The following is a 13762-nucleotide window of genomic DNA, read 5'->3' as shown; positions in this document are numbered from 1 at the left end:
CATGGCGATGCCAGGTGTTTGTTGTGTTCCTGCTGGTCTCAGGGTTAGTTGGCAGCGGAGTAAGGACTGGCCTTACTGGCCGATTTCCTCCAGCAACGCTTGCCTGAAGTGTTGCAGGCGCTCATGGCGGATCTGCGCCAGGCGGGTACCGGTCGGGGTTTGAAAACCTGCGGCAAGGTGCAGCAGCTTGGTCTCGAAGTGATCCAGGGTGAAACGCGAGTCATCCAGATCGCGCTGGCTGGCACAGGGATCCGCTGGGTCGTAAAGGACTCGGCCCAGTCGCCCAGCGACATAGAAGGTGCGCGCCACGCCGAGGGCCCCGAGGGAGTCCAGCCGATCGGCGTCCTGAAGGATCCTGGCTTCCAGAGTCGTGGGAGCAATGGCGGCGGAAAAACTGTGGGCGGCGATGGCGTGGGCCACGGCGTCGATCTCTGGGCTCGACCAGTCGAGCTCTTCGAGAATTTCGCGGGACTTGTCCGCCGACAGCCGTGAAGCCTGGGAGCGCAGCGGCGAGCTTTTTTCCACGGCCACACAATCGTGGAGCAGGGTTGCGGCCAGCAACACCTTGAGGTCGCCGCCTTCCTCTTCAGCAATGCGTTTTACGTTGGTCCAGACCCGTTGCAGATGAGACAGGTCATGGGCGCCGTCATCGACGGGGGCGAGGGCGTGAGGCAGCAGGGTTGCTGCCAGGGTTTGCAGGGGGGCGAAGGTCATTCGGCGTTCCGCGATAGCCAGTTCGGCGTCACTGTAGCAGTTGCCGCAGGCTCGGGCCGCGTTCGGATGATCAGGTCCGCAGGTGTTCCGAGGTGCTCAAGAGCAACGCCTGTTACGTCGCGGTGCCGCCCAGGCTGATCGCAGCCTTTGGCAGCACCGGTCGGGTTCAGAGGTTCGCCCAGGTGCATAAATGCCCGTGCATGTTTTTCTCCTGTCGTTCTAATATGGCCGCCTGATTCCGCCATGAGAACCGTCGATGACCGTCGAAATCCGTCCTGCGCTGCCCAGTGATGCCCCGCAGATTCTTGCCTTCATCACCGAACTCGCCGATTACGAGCGCGCTCGCCATGAAGTGATCGCCAGCGTCGCCGACATCGAGCGCAGTCTGTTCAGCGAAGGAGCAACGGCCCATGGGCTGATCTGCCTGCGCGAGGGTCTGCCGATCGGCTTTGCGGTGTTTTTCTTCAGTTATTCGACCTGGCTGGGCAGCAACAGCCTGTACCTGGAAGATCTCTACATTACCCCGGAACAGCGGGGGGGCGGAGCGGGCAAGCAACTGCTGCGGCACTTGGCGCAGATTGCTTGTGATAACGACTGCGGGCGCTTCGAATGGAGCGTGCTGGAGTGGAATGAACCGGCGATCCAGTTCTACAAGTCCCTTGGCGCGCAGCCTCAGGAAGAATGGGTCAAGTACCGCATGGACGGTGAAGTGCTGCGGGCTTTCGCCCGCGGTTGAAGTTCCCCGGCGCAGGTTCTGGAGTGCCAGCGCCAGTGCACGACAGCCTGGCCCAGGCTACAAATGCGCATTTCGCTGGCAAGCCATGCTTGCAAAAACCGTGGCTCAGGCTTTCAAGGTCGCCATGTCGATCACGAAGCGATACTTCACATCGCCCTTGATCATGCGCTCGTAGGCCTCGTTGATCTGGCGGATGTCGAGCATTTCGATGTCGCAGGTGATGCCATGTTCGGCGCAGAAATCCAACACCTCCTGGGTCTCGGCAATGCCGCCGATCAGCGAGCCGGCCAGTACGCGACGGCTCATGACCAGCTTGCCGGCGTGGAGTGCCGGGTCCACCGGTTCGATCAGGCCCACCAGGATATGCACGCCGTCAAAGCGCAGGGTGTCGAGGTAAGGGTTGAGATCGTGGGGCACCGGAATGGTGTCCAGGAGGAAGTTGAAATGCCCGGCCACTGACTGCATCTGCGCCGGGTCGGTGGACACGATCACATGATCGGCGCCCTGGCGCCGGGCTTCTTCGGCCTTGCCCGCCGAGCGGGTGAACAGGGTCACTTCGGCTCCCAGGGCCTTGGCGAACTTGATGCCCATGTGGCCCAGGCCGCCCATGCCGAGAATGCCCACCTTGTCCCCGGCCTTGACTCCGTAATGCTTGAGTGGCGAGTAGGTGGTGATGCCGGCACAGAGAATCGGTGCGGCGCTGGCCAGGTCGAGCTTCTCTGGGATACGTACGACAAAGTGCTCGCTGACCACGATGCTGTCGGAGTAGCCGCCCATGGTGTTGCTGCCATCGACCCGGTCCGGGGTGGCATAGGTCATGGTCGGACCTTCCAGGCAGTACTGTTCCAGATCTGCAGCGCAGGCCTCGCAGTGGCGGCAGGAGTCCACCATGCAGCCGACGCCCACCAGGTCGCCGACCTTGTGCCGACTGACGTTGGCGCCGACAGCGGTGACCTTGCCGACGATCTCGTGGCCGGGCATCAGCGGGTATACGGCGATGCCCCATTCGTTGCGGGCCTGGTGGATGTCGGAGTGACAAACAGCAGTTTTGAAGGCGCTGGATTGACATTCATCTAACGCCATGTAAATAAAGGGTTAAAGCGGTTCTATGGGCTTATACATTGACAACCTGATCCTTCAACCCAAGATTGACAAATCTTGCCCTAGGCCACGCTGGGATTGACAAAAATTGGGCGATTATTTTATTCATTTCCACTGATTGACACCTCTGAACGCCCTGCAGCGTTGCCTATTCAGGGCCTAACGTCCCCCGAAATCGACGTGCCTTTTGACGAAGCCTGAATGCCTTGAGTTCACGCAGACGCTTCTAGGATATGGTGATAAATCTCCATGAATGTTCAGATACCCCGATATAAAATCGGTGGTGCCAGCTTGGACTTAGCGTTGTACATGTTTCAATTTCGATAGTCTCGACGCTCAGAAAATCGGTGAAACAGGCATGGAGGGCGGAGGATTTGGTATCGCCAATAGTCCTTAATTACAAGAAAATTGGAGCATCCCTTGCACTTTCTAAAAGGTTTTTATGTATACCGCTATTGGTTATGCTGCTCAGTCTGCTACATCCCCACTCACTCCAATTAAGTTCGAGCGTCGTAGCCCAAGGGTGGACGATGTGGTTATTAATATTTTATTTAGTGGAGTATGTCATAGCGATATTCATCAGGCACGAAACGAGTGGGGAATTGCAGTCTACCCCCTAATGCCCGGGCATGAAATTGTAGGCAAAGTTATAAGCGTGGGCGGTGGCGTAGTTAAGTACAAGGTTGGCGATGTTGTTGGCGTCGGCTGTATGGTCGATTCTTGCCGTCATTGTGCTGCTTGCAAATCGGATCTGGAGCAATATTGCTCTGAGGGCCCGACTATGACTTATGCAACCCCGGATCGCTTCGATGGAAGCAATACTATGGGAGGCTATTCCAGCAGCATCGTGGTCAGCGAGCATTTCGTGGTGCGCATCCCTGAGAAGCTAGATCTGGCCAGTGCCGCGCCAATTCTCTGTGCCGGCATCACCACCTACTCGCCGCTCAAGTATTATGGCGTTAAGGCAGGCGACAAAGTAGGTGTGCTGGGCATGGGTGGTCTGGGCCACATGGGCATCAAGTTTGCCAAGGCAATGGGTGCCGAAGTCACACTTTTTACTCGCTCGGCGGGTAAGGTTGAAGAAGCCCGCCGTCAGGGTGCTGATCACGTGATTGTGTCCACCAATACCGAACATATGAAGGCCGTTGCTGGTAATTTCGATTTTTTGCTGGACACCATTCCTGTACAGCACGACTTAAATCCCTACTTGGAAACCTTGCGATTTGATGGCGTGCACATCTTGGTGGGACTAATCGAGCCGGTCGATCCGCCGATACATGCCGCTAACTTGGTCATGAAGCGCCGGATGCTAGCCGGCTCGCTGATCGGCGGTATTGCCGAAACACAAGAGGTGTTGGATTTTTGCGCCGAACACGGCATTAGCTGTGACATTGAGATGCTTGATATAAAAGACATCAACGAGGCTTTTAGTCGTGTAATTTCTGGTGACGTTAAATATCGATTTGTAATCGATATGGCAACTCTCAAGGTCTGATGTAATCGTCCGAGCTCGCATATTATAAACTTCGCGAGCTCGGGCTGATTGACCTCTTTGACTAGATTGATACTCAGAACTGAAGAGCGATACGAGTCGAGGCTATTCAGAGGCTTTGGCGTCGCGAGGGAGCTCACTCTTGCCCCGACTCTCCGTAGCCTTTACTACCGAACAAGGCTCCTTCCTCAAGTGTTTTCCACGTTGGGCAATGGTGGTGTGGACTGTGATGAGTCTGGTCGGGCAGCGGATTCTTCCTCTCTCGCACGGTTCTGAGGGTTTCTGGACTTCTCGATTCCCCACACAGCCTTAGCCACTTCCTCAATCTTGGCCACAGATTTATCAACATTGAAACCGACGATAAATGCCAATGCGAAGAAACCAATTTCGCTGGCTCCCTGATTCGAGCTGGACTCCAGTACTAGCAGGCCCGCCTTTAGAAACAGGTAACTAACAGCGCCTGCAGTCGTGCTGGTGATCGGGCGGATGCCCGTTGAGATCCGGTCTGGTTTAACCCAGAAAGCCGCTTGCGATATGTCGGGTACGTCCGGCATCTTAGCGGGAGTGGGTGTACTGGGCAGCGTACTGGGAGACTTGTGGGTTCTACAGGGGGGGCACTGGACGTTCGTGGATCCAGATCGCTTCTTGCCTCACAACCTGATTCGCCATAAGGGCTTTGACGCTTTCGTGGGACAGCCCAAAGTAAACATTGTGCGGGACACCGCCGCTGCCGTTTTCCCTGACTGGGATCCGCCCAAAGCGATTGCGACAAGCGTTCTTGCAGGGGGTGAGGAGATTGCTTCGGCCATGAGTTCTGCAGGGCTTGTGGTGGATGTAACAACGACCTTGGAAGCGCCGCGCGAGTTAGCCAGGAGGAGTGATTCCCCGCGTACAGCGAGCCTGTTCGTCACACCATCGGGCCTTTTAGTGTGATGATTCTTGAGGATTCCGAAAGGAGTCAGCGTATCGATGGTTTGGTAGGGCAATATTACCGAGCAATTCTGGAAAACGGTTGGGGTCAGGAATATCTGGCCGAGCACCTGGGAGATTGCTGGGTAGGTGGTGGGTGCCGAGATATTTCTGTTCGGATGTCCAATGAATGCATTCACACGCATGCAGGGATTCTCTCTCGCCAGCTTCGACAGTCAGTTGCTCAACCCCATGCGAGGATTTGTGTGTGGAAGTCAGATGATAAATCTGGGGCAGTTACTGCTCACGAAGTCGAATTGGCTGAGGTGTATTTCACGGAATCGGCGGGCTGGACGGTCAAGTATGACGTGGCGCTCGTTGAGAAGTTACGAATGTCTCGATGTTGTGCCCTCCCAAAAGAAACCGGTAGTGCCATCTTGGGCGTGACGGATTTGAAAACAAAAAACATTGTGATAGTCGACTTGCTCCCGACGCCACCTGATAGTGATTTTAGTCCGAGCCATTTCATTTGGGGCCAGGAAGGCCAGGCGCAAGCGCTGGAAGAGGTACACAAGCATACTGCCCGGGCCGTGGACTACGTGGGAGAATGGCACTTCCATCCTGATGGATGTCCTGCTTGGCCTAGCAATAATGACGAAAAGCTCCTCGATACCTTGCACTGGAAGATGAGTGCCGAAGGACTGCCGGCTCTAATGGTTATTGTTAGACAGACGGACGTTGGCATATTCGTGCGCTAAGTCAGTTGCGTGGAGATCGTTCAGTTTAGAAATAGTATGGGTTTCGCATAATTGGGACTTGTCTGCAGGGTTTATGAAAGATAATGCATTGCTCCAAACGATCACCGGCGCGGTGATCACCACAGGATTGACGCTGCTGGGCACAGCGGTTCTGCAAAAATATCAAAATGATGCAGCAGAAAGAACTCGGTTTTTAGATGGAGCGCAGGTGACGGCCCAAGCAACAACTAAACTCCTAATGCAGGATTATAACGCCCTTGAACAGCTAAGAAGTAGCACAGATAAAAAAGGGTTTGAATTCTATATAAAAGACTCCGGTCAGAAATATGAAAAATTCTATCGCGATTGGCGCCAGCAAATGATTCAGAATCAGTTCAGTATGTAGGTTTCGAAGCTGACAACCTGGGAAACCTTGGCACCAAGGATGACGCGCCCCCGAAACCCACTCTCCAGCAGTGTAAAGAGGCTCCGGTCGCGAAGGCTTCCTGAGTTTTCGACGGTCTGCTTGATTGCATCACTGTGAGTGAAGACATCCAGTCCCAACGGAATGGCGTGGAGTCGCGATGGCTTGTGCGTTATTGGTGGACACGTGTAGCACGGGACTTCGGACTCTGGTGCGGTGGTGTTTACAGGACAGATTTCAGTCTGGTTGAAATCAGGCATTGGGCTCTTGGTCACTTCCACGCCTCGTGAGGCATCCCCCTTGAACGTGCTGAGCGCTTTCAACGGGAGCGTCTCGACAAAAGGGTGAAGCACGCTGCGCGGTACTGAGGTGTCGTTGGACAAGGCCAGTACCGAAGAAGTCGCAGCCGCGATCTGGGTGTGCACGGCGTTCAGGGCAGGTGTTTCTGCATCCCGAGGCCAGATGACGGACTCTTTAATGAGGTCGTGGTGATTGGCATACCCTAGCCCCCTGGACAGGGTCTCTTGGGCAAGAGAGAGCTGGACGGGTGAATGGCCTAGCCATAGTTTCTGGATGCTTTTGGCGAGTTTTTTGAAGGCGGCTTGGGGCAGCAGATCTTCGGGATAGACCGGAACGCGCATGGCAATTCTCCAATGTCACGGTGTCGGCTGCCCGCTGGCAATTGTCGAAGTGCGTGCGAAAGAAGGGGAGAAACACCTGAGGCGCAAAGGCTTTACATGCCGACCGCTCGATCCAGGAAGACCGTGGTCAGTACGGTAGTATCGCTCCTGGTGCTGATCAACACTGTAGCTTGCCAGCTGGACAGGCTTGCCTATGAGGCGGATTTGTTGGCTGCCCTGATGGAAGTCATCGTATAGGGGCGTTCAACGGCGGAAACTGTTCTGGGTTAGGGGAGGCGGTCGATCGCGGCGCCGTAGTCAAAGTTCACGGTTGATCCGGACACGAGGACTGCTTCGATCTGATGCTTGGATGCGTTCTTGACGATGCGAAATTCGCTCACTTCCCCTGCCTGGCGGGTCAGTTTCCAGATCAACCTGAGCTTCTCGGTGGCCATGTGCAGCTGTATCGCACCTTGGGTAGACTTGACCAGGAAGGCATTGAGCTTGCTCTTCAGCTCAAACCTGGAGTCGTATGGATAGGGGCCGAGGGTGAGGGGGCCGTCCCCGATGATTCGATCAAACTCGATTTTGGGCTTCATGCGTAATGCCTGGATTTGGCGATGCTCCCTCGTGCGGTTCCAAACCGTGATACCCCTGGCGGTACAGTGCTCGATCCAGCGTGTCTCGGCCTCCAATGAGGCTTCTTTAGACTCGCAGGTTTCCACGACTTTGAACGCTGGAGTCATCCCGTCATCGAGTATCTGGGCGATCTTGGCTGCCGCGCGCTTGCAGTCGTGGTTGGCTTTCCCAAGATGGCCTCGCTGCCGGCCTTCGAAGTCGCCTGTCTGCCCTACGTAGAAGGGCTCCTCCGTCACGGGATCAATGATCAGATAGACGACATAGTCCTTGGCAACCACGCCGTCCAGGGTCGGCTGTTGAGGGGTAGCCGTTGGCTGTTGAGCGGGCGCTTGCGTGCTGAAGTGGAGAACCGGTGAGTGGTTCGAGCCTGGCGTGGGGGTGTTCTGGCGGTACCACTCCTCAGCGAGCTCCAGCGTGGCGAACGACTGGTGTTTCGCTTCCGGAAAGCGGTCAATGGACAAGCGGGCCCCACCTTCCCAGCTATTGAAAATCCCGGGTTTCCGTCCATGGACGACAGCATAGAACTTCGGTTTCTTGGCCATACTGTGCAACCTCCATGAATGACTTAATCGGCCTGCGGGTTGGATCTGCAAACCTCGTAAGGCTTTTCAGGCACCAAACCCATGCTCAATACGCGCAAGTAGCGTCAGGGCGTGCTCGATGGAGACATCCCTCGGGCGTTTCGCGCCCAACGCTCGTTGGGGTTTCGATAGCCAGTCCACCGCACTTTTCTTGTCGCCGAAGATAGCCATGGCTGCATCAAGCACCCGTGGGTCAATCGTTTCCGACGACTTGGGGCTTTCCTCACTTGGACTCATCGCGTCATTGATCGCCTCTGCGAGCGTTTCCAGAGCCTCCCTCAGGCGAGCATCTTCTCGAAAATCCTCAGAGCTTGGCTGGTGCTCAGTGCAGTGGTGCAACAGCGCTTGCGCGTCATTATGGTTCAGGTCGAACTCGATCAGCATGTCGATTCCTTGAGTGGGCTCAGTATCCGGGATATGGCAGCGTCCGGATCGGGTATCTGACAGCGCATTAGAGGGCACCCTGTCCGCTGTGGAGGGCAGCGGTTATTCCTGAGCAATTTGGGCCTTGAGCCATATTGGATGGTATTCCAATCGAGGTACTTCAGCCATTATGCCCGTCTTTTTGAACAGGCTCAGGTACTGCCAGCACCATGCGAAAGGAAAGTGTGAAGGACGGCAAGGCTATCAAGATGGTGTGTTATCAGTGCGTGCACGACCCCTTCCTAGGGCGGCAGATTCAGCGCAGTGGGGCTTCCTCGCAGTGCAGCCTTTGCGACTCGAAACGCAAGTGCGTGCCACTCGCTGAGATCGTCTCTCGTGTCACGGAAATCCTTGGTGCTTACATCACAGAAGGTGATCACGTTTGGCGTTGGAACGGTGGTCGGATTGACCACCAAGAAGGCGAGAGCATCGAAATTTGGGTCAGCGAAATCTTCGGCTGCGACAACATCGAGCCGATCGTGGATGCAGTGTGCCGGCGCCTGACGTCATACAGTGACGACATTCAGTATACTAGGCAACGTTTCAGCTTGGATGACATCGGCCACCAATGGTGCGAGTTCCAGGAAGGCATGAAGCATGGAATCCGCTTCTTCAACGACAGCGCCAAGGCGTTCCTGGACTGGATCTTCAAAGATTTGGACAAGTACTCAGCCTCATCTGATGAGCATGCTGTGGTGCGATTGCTCACACCTGAAGGTTCGCCATCGATCTACCGCGCTCGAACCTGCATGAGCTCCGAAAGCGTCTCTGAGATCACAGCCAATCCTGCGCGTAATCTTGGGGCTCCTCCGAAGGAGCGGGCTGGGGAGGGCAGGATGAACCCCGCAGGTGTTCCGGCTTTCTACGGAGCCTTCGAGCGCAAAACCTGCGTCGCTGAGCTCCGTCCCCCAGTCGGCGGCACCGTCGTGAGTGGCGAGTTCAGATTGGTCAGGGAGGTCAAGGTGTTGGATTTCGGACGCTTCGAAAAAGCAGACCTCGGGCCCATGCCTAGCTTCTTTGACTCCAAATACCATTCAAAGGTGGGGCGACGGGATTTCCTGAGGTACCTGCATGACGCGATCACGGTGCCGGTGCTCCCTGGAGCAGAGCGCGACTATCTGACCACTCAAGTCATCGCTGAGTACCTGGCGACCCACTGCAAGCCCCGAATTGACGGCGTGATCTTCAAGTCGGTGCAGGAGAGCGACGGTAGCAATATCGTCTTGTTCTCGCACGTTGCCTGCGCTGCCACCGCTTTGATTGGAAGGATTCAGAACGGCTATATGCTCAGAGGCCCCAAGGAGTCCGATGGGCCTTGCATCGAGTATGTCAGTGACAGCCTCGTCTACCACGGGATTCGGCAGGTGAAGTACGACACTGATGACCAGGAGTTGCCAGAGAAAAAGCGGTCGCCACTGAAAGGCGCACATCCAATGCCCGTGAGCAGGGAAGGGCTGCTGGTGGATGAGGATTTCTGAACGATTTTTTTGGTTTTTGTCCTATGTGGTGTGTCTCTCGGGTCATTAAGCGCTACATGTTGTGTTTTTTAATCGAGCTGCTAACTTTTCAGATACCCCTTATTGAGCGAGGTGTCTCATGGCAGGCAAAGGCAAAAACCAACACGTGGTGAAGCGCGACGATGGCTGGGCAGTCCGGGGCGAAGGCAACTCCAAGGATACATCTCACCATCGGACTCAACAGGAAGCCGCCGATGCGGCGCGGGCGATCGCTCAGAACCAAAAGAGCGAAGTGCTGATTCATGGAAGGGATAACAAGATCAGGGAGCGGGATTCGTACGGCAATGATCCGCATCCGCCTAAGGGGTGAGTTGACCTTTGGCCTTTGGTTTTAGTTGGCAGATGCGGGGGCGGGGCTCTAGGAGGAGCCCTCTCACGCCGTCCCTAGAGGGGCCATCAGATCCGACATGGTCGTTTTAACGCTCGTGGCATGGTGCTTGTCCAGCAGGCAGGGAGCGATCTTCTGCCTGGCCTGCAGGATCTCAGTGCCGGAGCGATCGCAGGAAGGCATCTACGGTGCGCTCCACGATTTGTTCGATCTCCTGGCGGGCAAGCGGCTCGCTGTTGGCTCTGATCTGTTTCAAGAGAACCCCTCCATCAAGCGTCTCCATGAAGTACCGGGCGTCAGTCTCAGGTACTTGAACTACCAGGATGCCTCGGTGACGCGCCAGATGGCTTCGATGCGGATCACTGGAGCAGTTCGCGGATGAAACGGGCGTAGCCTTTCAGATTAATGGCGGGCCATCTCAAGGTCATGAAGTGCTCGTCGAAAGGCAGTTCGATGAGCACGGCCCCAGGGAACCCTTCATTGTCTAGACAAGCATGCAGTCGGTTGCATGCTTGCTGATATTTTCTAGCCTAGCCCTTGTTTGGTGTCAAAACCCACAAGGCTTTGGTGCTCTTACTTCTACTGGAGAGCTTTGCAGTAATTTTGATAGGGGGGGCTCTGGCTATGCTCATCTGACCCACCACGATTAAACGGGTGTTCTGATAATGAGCGAAATGTTCGTTCGCGAGTACACCGAGGAGCTTTAATCGATAGCGGGCTTCCAGTGCCGTTGCACCTCTCGGATGCGCTCCCTTGCGCCGAGGATGCCCTGCGCATGTACATTTCCTCGTTATCCGATCCTCATTGACCCGTGGCCGACGTACTGGCTGCTTGCCAGTCTTTCCGTATATGCTCCGACCACTGCATCACGCCCGATCCCGCGATTACGGGAATGGCATCGGCCTCTGCAAGGCTGTAACGGATGCGTCATTGCCGCCTTTATACCCACCGAGGCGAGCCACCCCTCCTACCGTGCAGTAGGGAGCTACGACATGGAGATTGCATGAGTTATTTTTCGGACGAAGAAATAGATTCCCTCAAGATCACTCGGATGATCCTGCATGTGGTGGGTACCAAGAACTTCGAGGCACTACCGGAGCGCGCGCTGGAGGAGGAAGCATTCTTTATCGGTAAAATTGTGGATATGGCTGCTGCGCCAGTGTTCATGTTCAAGGCTGTCTCTACTACGCGGAATGAAATTGAAGCGATTGCAACCGAGGCCACGCCGTTTGTCATCGGTGCTCAGAGCCTGGCTGCTAGCTTCAACCGGGCGCATGTCGTCGGCAGCGCTGACGGAGTTTTGTTGATGTTTGAGCTGTCGGTCAAAGACCCCAGTGTGAAGATCTATAGCCTGATCAAGTACGACTACAAGCTGGCTCTTGAGCAGAACGACGGTGCTCCAGGCAATAAGCTGCGCCGAATCGTGAACGCCTTGGTAGACGAAAAGAAAGCTATCCAGAAGACGGCGCTCGTCCGTGTGGTTAATGGTGTTGCTGATAAGAATGTTTCGGCCACTGATCGTACGAAGCATGGCGTAGACCTAGCAGATTACTTCACCGACTTTCTGTCGGTGACTAGGGATGTATCTGACACTGAGTTGAGCGAGCTTACCCGTAAGGTGCTCAAAGGGGCGCTTCAAGCCTGTATCGAGCACCTTCCTGGCAAAAATGTGGCCAAGGCCCTGAAGAAAGCACAAGCCAACCTTGGGACTCGGGCTCTGATCGATGAAGATGCGATCGTGGAGGCGGTGATGCTGGCTGCTGGTCATCCAGAGGATGACAAGATAGCTGGTCGCCTTGAGAAAGAGACTCGCACGCGCGTTAGAAAAAGCAAGCTGCATGAGCTCAGCTTCAAGCCTGATCGCAAGATCCTCCGGCAGCCATACATGCGCAAGATCGTTACGACCGAAGGCGTCACCATCCTATTCCCCGACAGGTCTGAAAACCCGAACGTAAAGGTCGTGGAGCTGGAAGGGGGCAAGGTGCAAATCATCGTGGATACAGACAGAGTCACGGAGGACAGCGTTGTCACACCAAAGCCTGGCCAACCTACTTAACGATCTGTCACGTAAGCGTCAGGCGTTGATCACTGAGGGGAATGCCACTCTCATTGTGTCTGACCTACCTGCTGATGCTGCTCGGTCAATCGCTCAAGCCGCCTCCGCTGCCGCCTGGTCGATCACCATGTATGACAGCGCTGGTGGCGAAGCCGAGGTCGAGGAGGGGGATGAGGCTTTCGGGCCATTTCGCGCTGAGCTCGTGAAACCGCTTCCGGAGGAGCATGATCAGACTGCGGTCTTGTACGTGGCAACAGAGGCTGGCTTTAAAGCCTTCCTCGACAACGGTCATTCCGCATCACGATGGCACGTCCTGGGCCTGCTGAAGCCCTTCAATACTCGTGCTTGCGCGTATTCCGACTGGGGTATAGAAGAGCCCTACGTCGAATCTCAAGCGACGAAGTCGCCCCGGCTTTTGGTGAAAGAGTCAGCTGACGTCCGCACTGTGCCCGAGGACGTTCGCCAATGGTTGCTCGCTGATGGCCATGAGCTCAATGAGGCTGACCCGCTGCACATTGTTTGGGCGACCCTGGCCTTTGACGCCCTGAGCCGTTGTTTCGCGAACGAGATCGACGTGACCGGGAGCAAGCTCAGTTTCAAAGGGCCGCCCAAGCTTAATCTCACGCTCGCGGAAGCGGTCAATTGCGCCGTGCAGATCACGCTGAATGACTTCAAGGTCGTACAGGATGCCGCAGTTTGGGTGTTCGACAATGCACGTGAAGCCGAAGTGAAGCATATCCTGCTGTCCGCTGAGATCGCTCGATCGGGTAGGGCGGATGGAGAGGCACTTCAGTACTTCAGAGAGAACCTTGCTGCGGCGCTGGATTGCGGAAAGATCGCCTATCAGATGGCGGTCTCGGAGATCACCAAGGATACCCTCAAATCCCTAGGAGACCTTCGCAAGGCCGTCACTGAAGAAACTTCTAAAGCGACAGATGCGACTCGCCAGGCGATTGCAGCGATCTCGACAGCGCTGACCGTGGGTATGGGATTGATTGCGGCGCGGCTAACGCTGCAGATCAACCCGTACCTCATTTCACTCGTGATGGCGGTTGCATTCGGCTACACGACGTTGAACGTGATGTCGGGTCGTAAATTCATAAACATTCAGCGGCAGTTGCGCCGGGATTGGCAGTCGAAGTTGTATCGCTTCCTTTCGGAATCCGAATACAAAAAAATGGTAGGCGATCCTATTGAACAGGCCGAAAGCTTCTTTTACAGGATCAGTTGCCAAGGTCTGACGATGCTCGGCGCTGCAGCGCTGGGTATTGCAGTCTTCGCTTTCGTTTACACCACTCCACCTGCGGCAATACCGGTAGCCCCTGCATTGCTCCCTACTCCAGCGGCAGCCCCTGGAAGCCCGCAGCCACCAACCAGTGAGCCACCCCCCCAGCCCAAACTGGTGCCAGAACAAACAACCCCGGCGAAGCCCTAAGAAAAATAAGAGGCCACTCTTCGAGCTTTGGCCAAGGGATCTTTGCTGGG

General features: G+C 55.6%; 15 protein-coding genes. 9 read left to right on the top strand and 6 right to left on the bottom strand.

Features of this window, described 5'->3' with window-relative positions; all coding sequences use genetic code 11:
* Positions 1-72 precede the first annotated feature (72 nt).
* Positions 73-714 (bottom strand): HD domain-containing protein, encoded by a 642-nt coding sequence (locus tag GV818_RS05700; RefSeq protein ID WP_161753415.1) that lies wholly within the window; start codon positions 712-714, stop codon positions 73-75.
* 256 nt (positions 715-970) lie between these two features.
* Between GV818_RS05700 and GV818_RS05695 the strand changes: the two genes are divergently transcribed.
* Positions 971-1450, top strand: coding sequence for a GNAT family N-acetyltransferase (locus GV818_RS05695; protein WP_161753413.1), 480 nt, complete (start codon positions 971-973; stop codon positions 1448-1450).
* A gap of 105 nt (positions 1451-1555) precedes the next feature.
* Here the strand turns inward: GV818_RS05695 and GV818_RS05690 are convergent, their stop codons facing one another.
* Entirely contained in the window at positions 1556-2533 is a 978-nt protein-coding gene (locus GV818_RS05690; protein ID WP_161776037.1) for an NAD(P)-dependent alcohol dehydrogenase, read from the bottom strand.
* A gap of 460 nt (positions 2534-2993) precedes the next feature.
* On the opposite strand from GV818_RS05690, the gene GV818_RS05685 reads away from it, so the two are divergent.
* The 4 genes from GV818_RS05685 (at position 2994) to GV818_RS05675 (ending at position 6095) form a co-directional block, all read left to right on the top strand.
* Positions 2994-4046 carry an NAD(P)-dependent alcohol dehydrogenase gene (locus GV818_RS05685; protein ID WP_161776036.1) on the top strand — a complete coding sequence of 351 codons (1053 nt, stop codon included), beginning with the start codon at positions 2994-2996 and terminating at the stop codon, positions 4044-4046.
* A 483-nt stretch (positions 4047-4529) separates the two neighbouring features.
* Positions 4530-4976 (top strand): ThiF family adenylyltransferase, encoded by a 447-nt coding sequence (locus GV818_RS34360; protein ID WP_306108694.1) that lies wholly within the window; start codon positions 4530-4532, stop codon positions 4974-4976.
* A complete protein-coding gene (locus GV818_RS34355; RefSeq protein WP_256679430.1) occupies positions 4976-5710 on the top strand; it encodes a Mov34/MPN/PAD-1 family protein in 735 nt (244 codons plus the stop codon). The genes GV818_RS34360 and GV818_RS34355 overlap by 1 nt, the downstream gene beginning before the upstream one ends.
* A gap of 73 nt (positions 5711-5783) precedes the next feature.
* Positions 5784-6095, top strand: a complete 312-nt coding sequence (locus GV818_RS05675; protein ID WP_161776035.1) for a hypothetical protein — start codon at positions 5784-5786, stop codon at positions 6093-6095.
* Here the strand turns inward: GV818_RS05675 and GV818_RS05670 are convergent.
* From GV818_RS05670 to GV818_RS05660, 3 genes are all read right to left on the bottom strand, one after another.
* A complete protein-coding gene (locus GV818_RS05670; protein WP_256679425.1) occupies positions 6080-6754 on the bottom strand; it encodes a hypothetical protein in 675 nt (224 codons plus the stop codon). The two genes, GV818_RS05675 and GV818_RS05670, sit on opposite strands and share 16 nt — an antisense overlap.
* Positions 6755-7020: 266 nt before the next feature.
* The gene (locus GV818_RS05665) at positions 7021-7914 is read right to left on the bottom strand and encodes a ribonuclease H1 domain-containing protein (protein ID WP_161776034.1); all 894 of its coding nucleotides are present in this window, start codon (positions 7912-7914) and stop codon (positions 7021-7023) included.
* A 66-nt stretch (positions 7915-7980) separates the two neighbouring features.
* Entirely contained in the window at positions 7981-8337 is a 357-nt protein-coding gene (locus GV818_RS05660; protein WP_161776033.1) for an MbcA/ParS/Xre antitoxin family protein, read from the bottom strand.
* Between the two features lie 209 nt (positions 8338-8546).
* On the opposite strand from GV818_RS05660, the gene GV818_RS05655 reads away from it, so the two are divergent.
* Both GV818_RS05655 and GV818_RS05650 read left to right on the top strand, forming a co-directional pair.
* Complete coding sequence (locus GV818_RS05655) at positions 8547-9854, top strand: RES family NAD+ phosphorylase (RefSeq protein ID WP_161776032.1); 1308 nt, start codon at positions 8547-8549, stop codon at positions 9852-9854.
* Positions 9855-9972: 118 nt separating this feature from the next.
* The gene (locus GV818_RS05650; protein ID WP_123487351.1) at positions 9973-10203 is read left to right on the top strand and encodes a DUF2188 domain-containing protein; all 231 of its coding nucleotides are present in this window, start codon (positions 9973-9975) and stop codon (positions 10201-10203) included.
* Positions 10204-10375: 172 nt separating this feature from the next.
* Here the strand turns inward: GV818_RS05650 and GV818_RS05645 are convergent, their stop codons facing one another.
* Positions 10376-10543: a hypothetical protein gene (locus GV818_RS05645; RefSeq protein WP_372242065.1), complete on the bottom strand. Its 168-nt coding sequence runs from the start codon at positions 10541-10543 to the stop codon at positions 10376-10378.
* A 681-nt stretch (positions 10544-11224) separates the two neighbouring features.
* On the opposite strand from GV818_RS05645, the gene GV818_RS05640 reads away from it, so the two are divergent.
* Positions 11225-12277, top strand: coding sequence for a hypothetical protein (locus tag GV818_RS05640; protein WP_161776031.1), 1053 nt, complete (start codon positions 11225-11227; stop codon positions 12275-12277).
* The gene (locus tag GV818_RS05635) at positions 12246-13712 is read left to right on the top strand and encodes a hypothetical protein (RefSeq protein ID WP_161776030.1); all 1467 of its coding nucleotides are present in this window, start codon (positions 12246-12248) and stop codon (positions 13710-13712) included. Before GV818_RS05640 ends, GV818_RS05635 begins: the two co-directional genes overlap by 32 nt.
* Positions 13713-13762 lie beyond the last annotated feature (50 nt).

The sequence above is a fragment of the Pseudomonas sp. Fl4BN1 genome, assembly GCF_009908285.1.
Taxonomy (GTDB): domain Bacteria; phylum Pseudomonadota; class Gammaproteobacteria; order Pseudomonadales; family Pseudomonadaceae; genus Aquipseudomonas.
This window is presented reverse-complemented; position numbering and strand designations above follow the sequence as displayed.